The sequence below is a fragment of the Streptomyces sp. NPDC048338 genome, assembly GCF_043201055.1.
GTDB lineage: Bacteria > Actinomycetota > Actinomycetes > Streptomycetales > Streptomycetaceae > Streptomyces.
In genome coordinates, this window is sequence record NZ_JBICYQ010000010.1 from 262,076 (window position 1) to 277,815 (window position 15,740).

Consider the following 15,740-nt stretch of genomic DNA (forward strand, 5'->3'; position numbering starts at 1 on the left):
ACCGGCTCGGCCGGTGGGGGCACTTCGCGTCACGACGCCGTGCGGCGTCCTCAGTGCTGCTGCGCCTTGCGGCGGCGCGTCACCAGGAAGCCACCGACACCCGCGAGGGCGACGGCGACGGCACCGATGATGCCCACGGGGGCGCTGGAGCCGGTCTCGGCGAGGTTGCCCTCGGAGCCCTTGCTGTCGGTACCACCGGTGGAACCGGGGGCGCCGGGCGTCGGGGAGGCGGTGGAACCGGGGGTCTCACCGGGCTTCGTGGGCTCCTCGCCGGGCTTGGTCGGCTCCTCACCGGGCTTGGTGGGCTCCTCGCCGGGCTTGGTCGGCTCCTCGCCCGGCTTGGTGGGCTCCTCGCCGGGCGGGCAGTCGGTCTTGAAGACCTTGTGCTTGGCCTTGCCGTTCTCGCCCTCGAAGTTCCAGAACAGCTTGTACTGGCCGTTCGGGAGGGTCATGTCCGCGGTGCGCTCGTGACCGTCGGCGTCGAGGGTGATGAGGCCGGACTTGACCGTCTCGCCCTTCTCCTTCTCGTTGTTCGCCCAGGCCTCGATGTGCCAGTCGACCTTCTGACCCGCGTCGAAGCCGAAGGCGTCGAGGTAGAAGGAGCAGACCTTCGGCTGGTTGGCCTTGATCTCCTCGTTCGTCTTCGAGTCGTGGATCTTCACGGTGCCGTTGTCACCGTGGGGCTTTCCGTTCGCGAGCGCGCTGGGGGCGAGCACGAGGGAACCCGCCATGGCCGCGACAAGCGCGCCTGCGGGTATGAGGGATCGTCGCATATGCAGTCGTCCATCTTAGATGAGGGATGCCGTGGGGAGTGGCGGGGGCAGCCTATAGGCACCTTTAAGCCGCTCTTAACCCGGTGGCTTATAACAATCCCTGCGGTAACACGCCCAACCGACCGCAATGTTCAGAGTGCGAAGAATGCCCCCAGCAGCAGCGCCGCCCCCGCCCCCGCCAGCGACCACGCCGTACGCGTCATCCGCAGACCACCCCCGACGACCGGCGCCGCCAGCAGCAACGCCCCGCCCAGCGGCAGCCAGGCGTGCAGCCCGCCGCCCCAGCCGGTCCGCACCGCCTCCTCCGTACCCGGCTTCACCACCACCGGCAACGTCTGGCCCTTGGCCGCCGCCACCGAGTGCTCGATCGTCACGGCGCTGTGCGGCTGCGCGGGATCCTCCGGGACGTACCGGCCGCTGCACGTCTCCTCGTTGCAGCCGGTCACCGTCAGGGTGCCGTGCTCGCGGCCCTTGGAGAGCAGGACGTGCTGGGCCGTCCCCCAGGACGACCAGGCGCCCGCGACGACGAGCAGCAGGGCGACCAGGGCCATGGCGGCGTTACGGGCATGGTTCATGACCCGCGATCGTACAGTCGTACTGATTCGGCTCGTCGGTCAGGAGTTGTACGCCGACTGCGCCCGCTCCAGACCCTCCGTCACCAGGCACTCGACCGCGTCGGCCGCCCGGTCCACGAAGTAGTCGAGCTCCTTGCGCTCGGTCGACGAGAAGTCCTTCAGCACGAAGTCCGCGACCTGCATCCGGCCCGGCGGACGCCCGATCCCGAACCGCAGCCGGTGGTACTCGGCACCCATCGACTTCGTCATCGACTTCAGACCGTTGTGGCCGTTGTCGCCACCGCCGAGCTTCAGACGCAGCACGCCGTAGTCGATGTCCAGCTCGTCGTGGACGGCCACCACACGCGCCGTCGGCACCTTGTAGAAATCACGCAACGCCGTGACGGGACCACCCGAGAGGTTCATGTACGACATCGGCTTCGCGAGGATCACCCGGCGGTTCGCCGGCCCGGGCGCACCCATCCGGCCCTCCACGACCTGCGCCTGCGCCTTCTGCGCCCGCTTGAACTTCCCGCCGATCCGCTCCGCCAGCAGATCCACCACCATGAAGCCCACGTTGTGCCGGTTCGCCGCGTACTCCGGGCCAGGGTTGCCGAGGCCGACGATCAGCCAGGGGGCGTTCGCGTCGTCCGTCATGTGCGTCACGTCTCCTCGTGTGCGTACAGAAAGAAACGGGGTGGCGGGCCGATGGCCCGTCACCCTGTCACGTCAGACAGAGCCTACGGCTCAGGCCTCGGCGCCCTCGGCGGCGGCGGCCTCTTCCTCGGTGCCCTCGGCGGCCGGCTCCTCGGCCTGCGCGGCCAGGACCTGCAGCACGACGGCGTCGGCGTCGGTCACCAGGGTGACGCCCTTCGCCAGCGTGATGTCCTTGGCGAGGACGGAGGCACCGGCCTCCAGGCCCTCCACGGAGACCGTGACGGACTCGGGCAGGTGGGTGGCCTCGGCCTCGACGGACAGCGTGTTGAGGACGTGCTCCAGCAGGTTGCCGCCGGCGGCCAGCTCACCCTCGGCCACGACCGGAACCTCGACGACGACCTTCTCGCCGCGCTTCACCAGAAGCAGGTCGACGTGCTCCAGGAAGCCCTTCAGCGGGTCGCGCTGCACGGCCTTCGGGATCGCGAGCTCGTTCTTGCCGTCGATGTCCAGGGACAGCAGGACGTTCGGGGTACGCAGGGCGAGCAGCAGCTCGTGGCCCGGCAGCGTCACGTGGACCGGGTCCGAACCGTGACCGTAGAGAACGCCGGGGACCTTGCTGTCACGGCGGATCTTGCGGGCGGCGCCCTTGCCGAACTCCGACCGGAGGGTCGCGGCGATCTTGACCTCGGACATGTGCACTCCTCGTAATGTGGTGACGAAACGACTGTCACCCGGCCACGACTGGCGATGGCCTGCTACGAAGAGCGCGTCGATAACGGACCGCCGTACCACTCCGGGTACGGCCTCCCTCGCCGAGCAACTACGGCAGTCTACTCGCCGCTGCCCGCACCACCCAATTGGATCACCCGGAGCCCCCGGAGACCGGCGCGGAACCCGACCGGGAACGACGAGAGGGCCGCCTCCCCGACCAGCGGGAAAACGGCCCTCTCGGAAGAAACCTCAGTGCTCCTCGAACAGGCTCGTCACCGAACCGTCCTCGAACACCTCACGCACCGCACGCGCGATCGACGGCGCGATCGACAGCACCGTGATCTTGTCCAGCTCCAGCGCGCTCGGGTCCGGCAGCGTGTCCGTGAACACGAACTCGCTCACCTTCGAGTTCTTCAGACGGTCGGCGGCGGGACCGGACAGGATGCCGTGCGTCGCCGTCACGATCACGTCCTCCGCACCGTGCGCGAACAGCGCGTCCGCCGCGGCGCAGATCGTGCCACCCGTGTCGATCATGTCGTCGACCAGGACGCACACGCGGCCCTTCACGTCACCGACGACCTCGTGCACCGTCACCTGGTTGGCGACGTCCTTGTCACGACGCTTGTGCACGATCGCCAGCGGCGCGTCCAGACGGTCGCACCAGCGGTCGGCCACCCGCACACGACCCGCGTCCGGAGACACGATCGTCAGCTTGTTCCGGTCGACCTTCGCGCCCACGTAGTCCGCCAGCACCGGCAGCGCCGACAGATGGTCCACCGGACCGTCGAAGAAGCCCTGGATCTGGTCCGTGTGCAGGTCGACCGTCAGAATCCGGTCGGCACCCGCCGTCTTCAGCAGATCCGCGATCAGGCGGGCCGAGATCGGCTCACGCCCACGGTGCTTCTTGTCCTGTCGCGCGTAGCCGTACGACGGGATGATCACGGTGATGCTCCGCGCGGAAGCCCGCTTCAGAGCGTCCAGCATGATCAGCTGTTCCATGATCCACTTGTTGATCGGAGCCGTGTGGCTCTGGATCAGGAAGCAGTCCGCGCCACGAGCCGACTCCTGGAAGCGGACGTAGATCTCACCGTTCGCGAAGTCGAAAGCCTTGGTCGGCACGAGGCCGACACCCAACTGGTGCGCGACCTCCTCGGCCAGCTCGGGGTGGGCGCGGCCGGAGAAGAGCATCAGCTTCTTCTCGCCGGTCGTCTTGATCCCGGTCACAGCACTGTCTCCTCAGACGTGTTCCCTGGCCGCGAATCCCGCGCTCCCGTGCGCGTGTGCGAGCCAGCCGAATTTGTGTGCACGTATCACGGTACGCCGAGTTCGACGTACCCGTTTCCGGTCAGCTTTCCCCGGCGGGCTCCTCCGTGGCCGTCAGAGCGGCCTGCGCGGCCGCGCTGCCCGGACGCTTCCGGGCCACCCAACCCTCGATATTCCGCTGCTGGCCCCGCGCCACGGCGAGCGAGCCGGCCGGCACGTCCTTGGTGATCACCGACCCCGCCGCGGTGTACGCACCGTCCCCGATCGTGATGGGCGCCACAAACATGTTGTCCGAACCCGTACGGCAGTGGGAGCCGATCGTGGTGTGGTGCTTCGTCTCACCGTCGTAGTTCACGAACACGCTCGCGGCGCCGATGTTCGTGTACTCACCGATCGTCGCGTCACCCACATAGGAGAGGTGCGGCACCTTCGTGCCCTCCCCGATCGTGGCGTTCTTCATCTCCACGTACGTCCCGGCCTTCGACTTCGTGCCGAGCGTCGTCCCCGGACGCAGATACGCGAACGGACCCACCGTCGCGCTCTCCCCGATCACCGCGGAGTCCGCCACCGTGTTGTCCACCCGCGCGCCCCGACCGACCCGGGTGTCCTTCAGCCGACTGTTCGGACCGACCTCGGCATCCTCGCCGACATGGGTCGAACCCAGCAGCTGCGTACCCGGATGGATCACCGCGTCCGGCTCGAACGTCACCGTCACGTCCACCAGCACGGACGACGGATCGACCACCGTCACACCCGCCGTCATCGCCCGCTCCAGCAGCCGCGCGTTCAGCAGGGCACGGGCCTCCGCCAGCTGCACGCGGTTGTTGATCCCCAGGATCTCGCGGTGGTCACCGGCCACGGACGCACCCACCCGGTGCCCGGCCTCCCGCAGGATCGACAGCACGTCCGTGAGGTACTCCTCACCCTGGCTGTTGTCCGTCCGCACCTTCCCCAGCGCATCGACGAGCAGCCGCCCGTCGAACGCGAACACACCCGAGTTGATCTCCCGGATCGCACGCTGCGCCTCGGACGCGTCCTTGTGCTCCACGATCTCGGTCACGGCGCCGGTGGCCGCGTCCCGCACGATCCGGCCGTAGCCCGTGGAGTCCGGCACCTCGGCGGTCAGCACGGTGACGGCGTTGCCGTCGGCCGCGTGGGTGGCGGCGAGGTCGCGCAGCGTCTCGCCGGACAGCAGGGGGGTGTCGCCGCAGACGACGACGACCGTGCCGTCCGGAGCCTGGCCCAGCTCCTCCAGCCCCATGCGGACCGCGTGCCCGGTGCCGTTCTGCTCGTGCTGCACGGCGGTGCGGGTGCCGGCGTAGTGCGTGTCGAGGTGCGCGGTGACCCGCTCGCGCGCGTGCCCGACGACCACGACGAGGTGCTCGGGCTCCAGCTCGCGCGCTGCGGAGACCACGTGTCCGACGAGCGAGCGCCCGGCGAGTTCGTGCAGGACCTTGGGGGTCTTCGACTTCATGCGGGTGCCCTCACCCGCTGCGAGGACGACGACGGCTGCCGGGCGATTGGCGCTCACGGGTGTGCCCTTCGGCTTCGGTGGGTGGACCACCGAAGGATACCGGGGGGCCTCGGAGCGGACATGAGTAAGGGTCCCGACCAGGAGGTCGGGACCCGAACCGAGCGTGTGGCTCCCGGGGGAGGACTCGAACCCCCATGATCAGAACCAAAATCTGACGTCTTGCCCTTAGACGACCCGGGATGGGCGTTATGTCCGTTCTGCTCGGACCGCCGCGGATGCAGCCCCTACTATGCCGCACCAGGCCCCTTCGATGCGACGGTAGAGATCGGCGCTTCTGCGGACGTGGATCACGAGGCAGCCGCGATAGTCGTCCCCCACGTTCTTCCGGACGGTCCGGGGGTTGTGCCGCTTCAGTGTCGTCCTGCCGAACCGGGACGCGTCGGTCCCCACGACGTCCGCCCAGTACCGCTCGGCGGCGGCGACATCGGCGGTCTCGTGGATCAGTACGTGATAGGTGTGCCGCTCCCGGTCCACGCCGAGCAAGTCGAGCCAGGCGACGAACACCCGGATCATGCCGGGATCGCTGTTGACGAAGGCCACCCGCTCGCGCCGCGCGTGCGCCTTGTCCTTGGTGCCCTCCGCCCAGTAGAGGCCCACGCCCAGCAGGAACAGCTCGCGGTCCGAGAGGGCGCCGACCTCGGCCTCCGCGGCCCTCTTGGCGCGGCCCCGTTCCTCCTCCCGCAGTCTGAGCCTGCCCTCCCAGCCGCGCCTGGCGATCTCGGAGGCCTGCTCGCGCGTCCGCCGGGGCGGCCTCGGCAGGTCCCGCACCCACAGCGAGATCGAGCTCTTCGAGCAGCCCAGCTCCTGTTGGATCTCGTCGTACGTCCGGCCCTCCCCGCGCAACTCCCGCGCCCGCTCGCGCAAGGCGTCCTTGGCGTTCGGATGCCGCTTCCGGCCCTGTGTCTCGGCTGTCATGGGTCCAGCGTCGTCCGGAATCCGGACATCCGGGTCGAAAGTCTGGTCGATTCATTAGTTCGAGGGACAGGTGTCCGTGTCTGGTTGACGGGGGACTCTCCGGGGTCGTCCCGTCTCCGGAAAATGGGTCGCGGGCGCCCGTAGGGTGGAAGGCATGACCGCAACGGGGGCTCACCGGGACGCGGCGGGCACGCCCGTCCGTGGCTGGTGGTGGTGGGGGAGACCGCGCAGCGCGGTGCTGGACATCGCGTTGGCGGTGGTGTCGGCGCTGGAGTGCGGGCTCGAGGGGATCGGGTTCGCCGACTCGGCGGGACTGCCGGTGCCCGTGGGGGTGCTGTTCGGCCTGTTCGTCGGGGCCGTGCTGGTGGTGCGGCGGAAGTGGCCGATCACGGTCGTGCTCGTCTCGATCGCCGTCACGCCGGCCGAGATGGGCTTCCTCATGGGCATGGTCGGGCTGTACACGCTCGCCGCCTCGGAGGTGCCCCGGCGGATCACCGCGGCGCTGGCAGGGATGTCGACGGTCGCCGTGTTCCTCGTGACGGTGGTGCGGCTGCGGCAGGACGTCGGCAGCCAGGACTTCGACCCGAGCGGCTGGTACGTGCCCGTCGTCTCGCTCTTCATGACGCTGGGGCTCAACGCGCCGCCGGTGCTCTTCGGGCTGTACATAAGGGCGCGGCGCCGGCTCATGGAGAGTCTGCGGGAGCGGGCCGACAGCCTGGAGCAGGAGTTGTCGCTGCTCGCGGACCGGGCGGAGCAGCGGGCGCAGTGGGCGCGGCAGGAGGAGCGGACGCGGATCGCGCGGGAGATGCACGACGTGGTGGCCCACCGGGTGTCGCTGATGGTGGTGCACGCGGCGGCGTTGCAGGCGGTGGCGTTGAAGGATCCGCAGAAGGCGGTGAAGAACGCGGCGCTGGTGGGTGACATGGGCCGCCAGGCGTTGACGGAGTTGCGGGAGATGCTGGGGGTGCTGCGGGAGGGCGTGCCGGTGGCGGGGCCCGCGGCGGTGCCGTTGGCGGCGGTGGGGCGGGCGGCGGCGGCCGCGGCGGAGGCGGCTTCGGAGGACGGGCCGTGTCTGGACGCCTTGGAGGCGCTGGTGGAGCAGTCGCGGCTGGCGGGGGTGGTCGTGGAGCTGGCGGTGCTGGGTGAGTCGCGGGTGTACGGGGCGGAGGTGGAGCGGACCGCGTACCGGGTGGTGCAGGAGGCGCTCACCAATGTCCTCAAGCACGCGGCGGGGGCGAGGGTCGTGGTGCGGTTGGCCCACCGGGAGGCCGAGGTGGCCATGCAGGTGGAGAACGGCCCTTCGGACGCGGCGGTGGCGGATGCGCAGCTGCCGAGCGGGGGCAACGGTCTGGTGGGGATGCGGGAGCGGGTGACGCGGCTCGGGGGTGTGTTCGTGTCGGGTCCGACGGACGCGGGTGGTTTCCGGGTGTCGGCGGTGTTGCCGGTGGCGGAGCGGGTCGCGTAGCCGGGTCCGGTCGAGGGGCCGGGCGGGTCGGCGCCCGGCGGGTCCGGGGTCCGGGTCGCCGGTTCTCGTGGGGTGCCGGGTGGGGATCCCCTGCCGGGGCAGGGGATCGCCGTGTCGCGCGGGGTCAGGTGCCGCTGGTGACCAGGCGGGTGGGCTGGGAGCCGGTGACCAGGGTGGCGAGGGCGGTGTCGATGTCCTGCCCGAGGAACCAGTCGCCGGTGTGGTCGAGGCTGTAGACGCGGCCTTCCAGGTCTATCGCGAGCACCGCGTGGTGTTCGTCCTCCTCTCCCAGGGGGGAGATCTCGGTGTCGAGGGCGCGGCCCAGGTCCGCCATGGTGCGGGCGAGGTGGAGGCCGGCGAGCGGGTCGAAGCTGACGGTCGCGGGGGCGATCTGGCGGCCGGCGCCGGGTGCGGCGATGTGCAGTCCGCCGAATTCGGCCCAGGCTTCGACGGCGGCGGGGAAGACGCTGTGCCGGTGTCCGCCCGGGGAGGTGTGGGCGCGCAGGGCGTCGGCCCACTCCTCGGCGAGCTTGATGTCCCAGCGGCCGGGCTGCCAGCCCGCCTCGCGGAGGGCGGCGTCCACGTTGACCGGGAAGCGGGTGGTGCTCAGGTGGTCGGGCATTTCAGGTGCGGTCAGCCGTTCTCGACAGTCGAGGTGGGATCGACGGTGCGCACCCCGAAGTGGGCGAGCAGCGCCGTACAGGAGCGGCAGGGTGCCGCGTAGCTGCCGTGCAGCGGGTCGCCGTCCTCGCGGATGCGGCGTGCGGTGAGTTTCGCCTGTTTGAGTGAGCGGCGTGCCTCGCCGGAGGTGAGGGGCTTGCGCTGGGCGCGCTTGGAGCGGCCGGTCTCGGTGGCGGTGAGGTGCCGGGACAGCAGGATCGCTTCGGGGCAGCGGCCGGTGAAGCGTTCGCGTTGTCCGCTGGTGAGGGTGTCCAGGAAGTCCTGGACGAGTGGGTGCAGGACCGGCGGCTGGTCGCCGCGGCCTGCGGTGCAGGTGAGGGTCTCGCCGCGTACGGAGAGTGCGGCGCCGACCGTGGGAAGGATTCCGTCGCGGCGGAAGCGCAGTATCGGGGCCCGGGTGGGCTCGGTGCTGCTCCAGTTGAGGCGTGGGTCACCCTGAGTGGGTGCTTGTGCTGCGTACATGGTGCTCGTCTTCCCCTCCGCGCAATCCCCCGAGTTGCTTGAACAGACTGCCAAATGGGGTGCCCCATGTGGAAGCTGGGTAGCGGAAACGTGCTTTCGGTGTGTCGGAACTATCGCCGCTCAGTCATGCGGACGTGACACTTGGTCACGGTAGCCGCTCGGAGGTATCGGGCCATGTCACGGCCTTGTGGCACCGCATAGGCTGTGCGGAATCAGCCAGCAGCCAGCGCAGGGGGCAACCGCCATGACGACAGGTCGGCTCGGGCAGTCAGCCGCGCCACCGAACGCGGCCTACGCCGGGCAGGTCGTGCACTTCCCGGACCCGGTCCGGGCCTCCCGGCATCCCCGAGGGGTGCGGGTGGACGAGCACGGCTACCCGGACTTCTCGCCGTACGCCAGGGCCGCAGCGGAGATCGCGGAGCCGCCGGAGGGCTTCGGTGTCGACGAGCTGAGGCTGACGGACTACGTGTCGGCGAACGCGGCGCTCGCCGCGACGGGGCACGAGCTGTGGGACACGATCCCGTCCGTGGCGACGCCGCACGGCTGGACCTGGCACCACGTGGCGGGCAGCCGTCGCATGGAGCTGGTGCCGGTGGAGGTGAAGGCGCTGCTGCGTCATCACGGCGGGGTGGCGACGGCGGCGGTCGACCAGGGCAAGCGGGGCACGCGTCCGCTGCAGGAGACCCGGCCGGCGCACTTCGGGCTGCCGAAGGCGCTGGTGTCGGTGTCCGAGCAGCACCTGCTGGGTGTCGAGGAGGACCTCGGGTACCGCCTGCCGGGCGCGTACCGGTCGTTCCTGAAGGCGGCGGGCGGCTGCGCGCCGGTCGGCGCGGCGCTCGACGCGGAGCTCGGTCTGCTGGTGGACCAGCCGTTCTTCACGGTGCGCGAGGAGGCGGGGGTCAACGACCTCGTCTACGTCAACAAGTGCCTGCGTGATCACCTGACGAAGGACTACCTGGGTGTCGCGTTCGTGCAGGGCGGCATTCTCGCGGTGAAGGTGCGGGGTGCCGCGGTCGGCACGGTGTGGTTCTGCGCGTACGACGACGCGCGGGATCAGGACGGCTGGAGTGTGAACGAGCGCGTGGAGCGGTTGCTGCTGCCGTGCGGTGAGGACTTCGACGCGTTTCTGCAGCGGTTGGCGGGTCATCCGCCGGAGTTGGAGACGGTCGCGAACCTGATGGTGGACGGCGGCTTCGCGCGCGCCGTGTCCGTGGTTCCGGTGGGGGAGTGAGCTGGCTGTGGTGACGTTCGCGCAGGCGCAGGAGCGCGCCGAGGAATGGATCAACGGTGACGTGCCGGCGTACCAGCATCGCGAGGTGCGGGTGCGGGAGTTCGAGCTCGGTTTCGTCGTGTGGGCGGAGGACCGCGAGGAGGGTCCGACGTCGGACGGCGGCCGGCAGCGGCTGGTCATCGCGCGGGACAGCGGTGAGGCGACGCTGTGGCCGGGGCTGCCGGTGGGCGAGGTGATCCGCCGGTACGAGGAGGAGTACGGGACGGCCGCGGAGGAGCCGGGTGCGGTGGCGCCCGCGCCGCCGGAGCGGATCGACCTGAACCAGACGTCGTTCCTGCTCAGTCCCCCGGAGTGGTTGCAGGACGCGGCGGACCGGATCGGGCTGCCGAAGGCGTCGGAGGCCTCGCAGCCGGGCGTGGCCGCAGCGGCGTCCGCGGTGTCGCCGGAGCCCGTGGGGTCCGGGCCGCGGCCGCTTCCGGTGGACCGGCCGGAGGCCGTGGACCGGCCGGGTCCCGCGGAGCACGAGCCGACGGCGCAGGACGGGGTGCCGGCGACGACGCCCTCGGACAGCCCGTGGGCGGACGCGAACGCCAGCTCGGGGGGTGCGGACGGGGCGGTGCCGTTGCCGGCGACCGTCTTCGCGCCGCCGCTCTCGGGCGCGGACGACGAGGACACCCCGCTCCCGGTGGTGGGCGCGGACGCGCCGACGGCGCTGATGTCGGCCGGCAGCGCGCTGCCGCCGACGGCGGTGGCCCCGAGGCTCGACCCGTCCTCGCCGCGCCCGGACGGGCCGCACGGCCCGTCCGCTCCGGCGGCGCCTTCCGCTCCGGGTGTGCCTTCCGCTCCGGCTGTGCCCGGTGGCACGCCCGCTCCCGGTGTGCCCGCGCCGCCCGCGGCTCCCGGCGCTCCCGGCGCGGGGGACATCGCGGACGCGGCGACCAGCAAGGCCGTCCTGCCGCCGCGGGCCTCCCGGGGAGGCGGGGGCAACCCCCCGCCGCCGCCGCAGGCGCCCGGTGTGCCGGGTCAGCCCGCCGCCCCCGCGGGCGGCTACCTGCCGACGCAGCTGGTGGCGCAGCTCGGTCCCGACGGTCCCCAGCCGCCCGGTCCGCCGGCGGCGCCCGGCACCCCGCCGCGTGGCATCGACCACGCGGCGACGATGCTCGCGCACCCGAACCAGGGCGGTCCCGGGGCGCCGCCGCCCCCGCCCCCGCCCCCGGCTCCGGGTGCGCCCGGCACTCCGCCGGGTGGCATCGACCACGCGGCGACGATGCTCGCCCACCCGGGTCCCGGCGGTGCGCCGACCCCGCCCGGGCCTCCGGGGGCACCGACCCCGCCCGGGCCTCCCGGCGCGCCCGGTGTGCACCACGCGGCGACGATGCTGGCGCAGCCCGGTCCGGGCGGCCTCGGTGGTCCGGGCACGCCTCCTCCGCCGGCGCCCGCGCCGGCTCCCGGGGCGCCTCCGGCGTACGGGTACCCGCAGCAGCCGACCGGTCAGCCGACCGTGGGCCCCGGGTACCAGGCGGTGCTGCGGTACCGCGCGCCGGACGGTTCCGAGGCGCAGATCATCCGGCGGTCCGCTCCCGGCACCCCGCACCCGGAGTGGCAGATCCTGCACGAGCTGCGCGCGATGAACGTGCCGCCGCAGCAGGTGCTGGAGCTGCACACGGAGCTGGAGTCCTGCGAGCTGCCCGGTGGTTACTGCGCGCGGATGATCCGGGAGACCTGGCCGCAGGCGCGGATCACCAACATCGCGCCGTACGGCCGTGATCACACGGGCCGGCAGCAGGGGATGCGGCAACTCCTGACCCATCAGGGAGAGTTGCATCAGGTCGCGGACGGTCCGGCCCGGCCGGCGCCGGTGCGTGCCCCGTTGCCGCAGGTGCAGCCGCTGCCGCCGATCCCCCCGGAGGGGGTCGCGCAGGAGCTGGCCGGCGCGTTCGGCCCGGGCATCTGCCGGTTCGACCAGCGGGCCGTGTCCCGGCAGGGCGTTCCGGAGATCGTGGCGCTCACCCTGGTCTGGGCGGGTCTCCCGGCCGACTTCGGGCCGTTCTTCTGGGCGCAGCCGGCCCAGCCGGTGGTGCCGACGCTCGCCGAACTCGCGGCGCAGCGGCAGATCCAGCCGGCCTCGGACGCGGGCTCGTACCTCGTGATCGGCTCGGACTTCGGGCGGGCGATCTGCGTCCAGTACGGGACCGCGCACATCGTCGCCGTACCGGTCGAGGCCGGTCCGGGCGGGCAGCCGGTGCCGCCGCAGTTCGTGAACAGCGGCCTGCCGGAATTCACCCGCTCCATGGCGCTGCTGGGCCGGATGTGGCGGCTCAGGTTCGGGCTCAACCCCGAGCAGGCGGGCCGCTGGACGGTCGACTTCCAGGCGCAGCTGGCCATGCTGGACCCGGCGGCGCTCGCGTCGCCGGACAGCTGGTGGTCGGTCCTGCTGGAGCAGATGTGGGACGGCCTCCTCTGAGACGGGGCTGAGTCCCGCCCGATGGCCCGAGGCGCCCGACGTGTACGTCACGTCGGGCGCCTTTTGTCCTTTCTCGGGGGGCTGATGACGCATCCTTGGTGTTCGGGCCGTCGTGGAAGGAGCGTCAACGGATGGGTTTCTCCGTCTTACGGGGTGGCCGGGGCTACCGACCGGAACAGGTCGACCGCGTGCTCGCCGCGCTCGTCGGGGAAGGGGACGCGGCCCGGGAGCACGCGGAGCGGCTGACTGCCCTCGCCGGCGAGCGGGAGGCGGAGGCTGCCCGGCTGCGGGAGCTGGTCGCGGGGCTCGCGCCGCAGCGCTACGAGGCCCTCGGCGCCCGGGCGCGGCGGATCCTGGCCCTGGCTGAGGAGGAGGCCGCGGCCGTGTCGGCGGCGGCCAGGGCGGCGGCGCAGGCGCTCGCGGAGGAGGCCCGGGCGGCGGGTGAGGCGGCCGCCGAGGCGGCGCGGGCGTACGCGGCCGAGACCGGGGAGGCCGCGGACGCGGCCGCGCACGCGACGCTGATTGCGGCCGGCGCGGACGCCGAGGAACGGCGGGGGACGGCCCGCCGCGAGGCGGAGGAACTCCGGGGCGGGGCACGGGCGGAGCTGGAGGAGACGGTGCGCCGGACGGCTGCGCTGCTCGACCGGCAGCGCGCGGAGCAGACGTCGGCCCGGGAGCGGGCCGAACGGACGGAGTCGGCGCGGGAGGCGGACCTCGACGCGCGGCACGAGGGGCTGCTCGCGGCGGCCGAGGCACGGCTGGCCGAGGCCCGCCGGGCCTTCGCCGAGGCGGAGGAGAGCGCCCGGCACGGCCAGGAGGACGCCGAGGCGCGGGCGGCGGAGCTGCTGGCCGGGGCGGGAGCGCGCCGGGAGCGCGCCGAGCGCGAGACGGAGCGGATCCTGCGGGAGCACACGGAGTCCGCCGAGGCGATCCACGCGCACATGGAACACATCCGCGCCTCCCTGGCCGCCCTGACGGGCCGCGGGACGTCGGGTGAACCGGCGGACGGCCCGGACAGGCCCTAAGGGCTGTCCCGTAATCCCCGGCGGGCGCACGACGCCGGTTACGGCACCTCGCTGCGTTGTCGGATCGCCCGAATACGCCCAGTATGAGAGCGGCCCTCCGCCTTGCGATGCACCGCATCCGACGCCGTGCGCCAACCCACCGCGGATTACGGGACAGCCCTTAGGGGGCGTCCTGCCGATCTTGCCGGGCTCCCGGCGCCGGAGTGCCGGCGCGCGAAGTGCCGGTACGCGGAGGGTCGTCGCGGGTGGGTGTGGTTCGCGAGGCGCCGGGGCGTGGGGGGTCGTCCGGCCGGTCGTCGCCGTCGGGCAGGACCGGGAAGCGGCGTGGCGCGACGGTGAGCAGGACGAGCAGGGCGAGTGCCGCCGCTGCCGCCGCGCCCGCGAAGACGTGGTCGACGGCCGCGTCGACCGCCCGCCGCAGCGCGTCGGCGGTTCCGGCGGCGAGTGAGCCCGGTGCGTCGAGGGCCCGGGCCAGGCCGTCCAGGTCGCCGCCCCCGAGCCGGGCGGCGAGGACCGCGTTGGCCACCGCGCCGAAGAGGGCCGCCCCCACGCTCTGGCCGACCTGGCGGCAGAAGAGGACGGACGCCGTGGTGGTGCCGCGTTCGCCGTACGGCACCGTCGCCTGGACCCCGACGATCAGCGGGAGCTGGAAGAAGCCGAGCGCGCCGCCGAGCAGCAGCATGAGCAGGGCCGGCTGCCAGGGTTTCCCGGGGAAGGGCAGGAACGGGAAGGCGAGCAGGACCAGCAGGGCGAGGGTGATGCCGATGACGGCGGTCAGCCGGAAGCCGATGCGGCCGTAGACGCGGTTGGACAGGGCGGCGGTGACCGGCCAGCTCAGGGTCATGGCGGACAGGACGAAGCCGGCGGCGATCGGCCCGAGCCCGAGGACGGCCTGGGCGTAGGTGGGCAGGAAGACGGTCGGGGCGACCATCAGGAGGCCGAGCGCGCCGAGGGCGAGGTTGACGGTGACGATGGTGCGGCGGCGCCAGATCCAGCCGGGGATGATCGGTTCGGTGGCCCGCCGTTCGACGAGGACGGTGACCGCGCCGAGGGCGAGGGTGCCGCCGAAGAGGCCGAGCGAGGGCGCGGACAGCCAGGGCCAGGCGACACCGCCCTGGACGAGCGCCGTGAGGAGCAGGGCCCCGGTCGCGAAGACGGCGAGGGCCCCGGGCCAGTCGACGGCGGGTCGTGCCGGGGCGTCCGGGCCTCCCGAGGCCGCCGAGGGGCGGCCCGGTTCGACGAGGTGGCGCCCGATCAGCCACAGGGCGAGCAGGCCGACGGGCAGGTTGAGCAGGAAGATCCAGCGCCAGTCCGCGTATCCGGCGAGCAGGCCGCCGGCGGCGGGGCCCGCGACCGAGGCGGTCGCCCAGACGGTGGACAGCCGCGCCTGGATCCTGGGGCGTTCCTTCAGCGGGTACAGGTCGGCCGCGATGGTCTGCACGGTGCCCTGGAGGGCGCCGCCGCCCAGGCCCTGGACGACGCGGAAGGCGATCAGCGAGGCCATGTTCCAGGCCGTGGCGCACAGCAGGGAGCCGATGAGGAAGAGGACGGTGCCGGCGATCAGGACCGGTTTGCGGCCGAAGGTGTCGCAGAGCTTCCCGTACACCGGCAGGGTCACCGTCACGGCGAGCAGGTAGCCGGAGAACAGCCAGGAGAAGGCGGAGAGGCCGCCGAGGTCGCCGACGATCTGCGGCACGGCCGTCGAGACGACGGTGCCGTCCAGCGCGGTCAGGCCCATGACCAGCATCAACGCGGCGACGACCGGGCCGCGTCCGTGGGGCGTGGTCGTCGCTGCCGCCGTCCGCCGTGGCGTCGTCTCGGACACTTCGGGATCCCTCCCCTGTCGGCCCGGCGCGGCCGGGCCCGTACGACCGGTGCGGCGGAACCCGGTGGCCCGCACACCTGATGAGTCGTACATCTATTTCGCCGGACCACCTTCTCACTCGACCCGCGGGTGGAGAACCCCTAGGGGTGTCTCCCCCATAGAGGGCAGGGGCCGTTCGTT

14 protein-coding genes and 1 tRNA gene are annotated in these 15,740 nt (G+C 72.3%); 4 read left to right on the forward strand and 11 right to left on the reverse strand.

Annotation, left to right across the window (positions count from 1 at the left end):
* Positions 1–50: 50 nt before the first annotated feature.
* The 8 genes from ACGFZF_RS24075 to ACGFZF_RS24110 all read right to left on the reverse strand — a co-directional run bounded on the left by ACGFZF_RS24075 (position 51) and on the right by ACGFZF_RS24110 (position 6,407).
* The gene (locus tag ACGFZF_RS24075; RefSeq protein ID WP_393557167.1) at positions 51–773 is read right to left on the reverse strand and encodes an LPXTG cell wall anchor domain-containing protein; all 723 of its coding nucleotides are present in this window, start codon (positions 771–773) and stop codon (positions 51–53) included.
* Between the two features lie 131 nt (positions 774–904).
* Positions 905–1,348, reverse strand: a complete 444-nt coding sequence (locus tag ACGFZF_RS24080) for a hypothetical protein (protein ID WP_393557169.1) — start codon at positions 1,346–1,348, stop codon at positions 905–907.
* Between the two features lie 39 nt (positions 1,349–1,387).
* Complete coding sequence (gene pth, locus ACGFZF_RS24085) at positions 1,388–1,984, reverse strand: aminoacyl-tRNA hydrolase (RefSeq protein WP_393557171.1); 597 nt, start codon at positions 1,982–1,984, stop codon at positions 1,388–1,390.
* A gap of 90 nt (positions 1,985–2,074) precedes the next feature.
* Positions 2,075–2,677, reverse strand: a complete 603-nt coding sequence (locus ACGFZF_RS24090; protein ID WP_393557173.1) for a 50S ribosomal protein L25/general stress protein Ctc — start codon at positions 2,675–2,677, stop codon at positions 2,075–2,077.
* A 267-nt stretch (positions 2,678–2,944) separates the two neighbouring features.
* A complete protein-coding gene (locus tag ACGFZF_RS24095; RefSeq protein ID WP_356605765.1) occupies positions 2,945–3,919 on the reverse strand; it encodes a ribose-phosphate diphosphokinase in 975 nt (324 codons plus the stop codon).
* A gap of 121 nt (positions 3,920–4,040) precedes the next feature.
* The gene (gene glmU, locus ACGFZF_RS24100) at positions 4,041–5,489 is read right to left on the reverse strand and encodes a bifunctional UDP-N-acetylglucosamine diphosphorylase/glucosamine-1-phosphate N-acetyltransferase GlmU (protein WP_393557175.1); all 1,449 of its coding nucleotides are present in this window, start codon (positions 5,487–5,489) and stop codon (positions 4,041–4,043) included.
* A 109-nt stretch (positions 5,490–5,598) separates the two neighbouring features.
* Positions 5,599–5,672 (reverse strand) — tRNA-Gln (locus ACGFZF_RS24105).
* A 6-nt stretch (positions 5,673–5,678) separates the two neighbouring features.
* Positions 5,679–6,407 (reverse strand): hypothetical protein, encoded by a 729-nt coding sequence (locus tag ACGFZF_RS24110; RefSeq protein ID WP_384869268.1) that lies wholly within the window; start codon positions 6,405–6,407, stop codon positions 5,679–5,681.
* A gap of 154 nt (positions 6,408–6,561) precedes the next feature.
* On the opposite strand from ACGFZF_RS24110, the gene ACGFZF_RS24115 reads away from it, so the two are divergent.
* Complete coding sequence (locus ACGFZF_RS24115; RefSeq protein WP_393557178.1) at positions 6,562–7,872, forward strand: sensor histidine kinase; 1,311 nt, start codon at positions 6,562–6,564, stop codon at positions 7,870–7,872.
* A 124-nt stretch (positions 7,873–7,996) separates the two neighbouring features.
* Here the strand turns inward: ACGFZF_RS24115 and ACGFZF_RS24120 are convergent, their stop codons facing one another.
* Both ACGFZF_RS24120 and ACGFZF_RS24125 read right to left on the reverse strand, forming a co-directional pair.
* The gene (locus ACGFZF_RS24120; protein ID WP_393557180.1) at positions 7,997–8,494 is read right to left on the reverse strand and encodes an SUKH-3 domain-containing protein; all 498 of its coding nucleotides are present in this window, start codon (positions 8,492–8,494) and stop codon (positions 7,997–7,999) included.
* 11 nt (positions 8,495–8,505) lie between these two features.
* Entirely contained in the window at positions 8,506–9,015 is a 510-nt protein-coding gene (locus tag ACGFZF_RS24125) for a YwqJ-related putative deaminase (RefSeq protein ID WP_356605774.1), read from the reverse strand.
* Between the two features lie 244 nt (positions 9,016–9,259).
* On the opposite strand from ACGFZF_RS24125, the gene ACGFZF_RS24130 reads away from it, so the two are divergent.
* From ACGFZF_RS24130 to ACGFZF_RS24140, 3 genes are all read left to right on the forward strand, one after another.
* Positions 9,260–10,246, forward strand: a complete 987-nt coding sequence (locus tag ACGFZF_RS24130) for an SMI1/KNR4 family protein (RefSeq protein WP_393557182.1) — start codon at positions 9,260–9,262, stop codon at positions 10,244–10,246.
* A gap of 7 nt (positions 10,247–10,253) precedes the next feature.
* A complete protein-coding gene (locus ACGFZF_RS24135) occupies positions 10,254–12,710 on the forward strand; it encodes an SUKH-4 family immunity protein (protein WP_393557184.1) in 2,457 nt (818 codons plus the stop codon).
* Positions 12,711–12,841: 131 nt separating this feature from the next.
* Positions 12,842–13,735, forward strand: a complete 894-nt coding sequence (locus ACGFZF_RS24140; RefSeq protein ID WP_393557186.1) for a cellulose-binding protein — start codon at positions 12,842–12,844, stop codon at positions 13,733–13,735.
* Between the two features lie 160 nt (positions 13,736–13,895).
* Here the strand turns inward: ACGFZF_RS24140 and ACGFZF_RS24145 are convergent, their stop codons facing one another.
* A complete protein-coding gene (locus ACGFZF_RS24145; protein ID WP_393557188.1) occupies positions 13,896–15,560 on the reverse strand; it encodes an MFS transporter in 1,665 nt (554 codons plus the stop codon).
* Between the last annotated feature and the right edge of the window lie 180 nt (positions 15,561–15,740).

What these genes read in the sequence shown, in the direction of transcription:
- ACGFZF_RS24120 (WP_393557180.1), bottom strand. Translation starts at nt 8,494, where the DNA reads ATGCCCGACCACCTGAGCACCACCCGCTTCCCGGTCAACGTGGACGCC.
- ACGFZF_RS24110 (WP_384869268.1), bottom strand. Translation starts at nt 6,407, where the DNA reads ATGACAGCCGAGACACAGGGCCGGAAGCGGCATCCGAACGCCAAGGAC.
- ACGFZF_RS24140 (WP_393557186.1), top strand. Translation starts at nt 12,842, where the DNA reads ATGGGTTTCTCCGTCTTACGGGGTGGCCGGGGCTACCGACCGGAACAG.
- ACGFZF_RS24130 (WP_393557182.1), top strand. Translation starts at nt 9,260, where the DNA reads ATGACGACAGGTCGGCTCGGGCAGTCAGCCGCGCCACCGAACGCGGCC.
- ACGFZF_RS24075 (WP_393557167.1), bottom strand. Translation starts at nt 773, where the DNA reads ATGCGACGATCCCTCATACCCGCAGGCGCGCTTGTCGCGGCCATGGCG.
- ACGFZF_RS24125 (WP_356605774.1), bottom strand. Translation starts at nt 9,015, where the DNA reads ATGTACGCAGCACAAGCACCCACTCAGGGTGACCCACGCCTCAACTGG.
- ACGFZF_RS24090 (WP_393557173.1), bottom strand. Translation starts at nt 2,677, where the DNA reads ATGTCCGAGGTCAAGATCGCCGCGACCCTCCGGTCGGAGTTCGGCAAG.
- ACGFZF_RS24080 (WP_393557169.1), bottom strand. Translation starts at nt 1,348, where the DNA reads ATGAACCATGCCCGTAACGCCGCCATGGCCCTGGTCGCCCTGCTGCTC.
- pth (WP_393557171.1), bottom strand. Translation starts at nt 1,984, where the DNA reads ATGACGGACGACGCGAACGCCCCCTGGCTGATCGTCGGCCTCGGCAAC.
- ACGFZF_RS24115 (WP_393557178.1), top strand. Translation starts at nt 6,562, where the DNA reads ATGACCGCAACGGGGGCTCACCGGGACGCGGCGGGCACGCCCGTCCGT.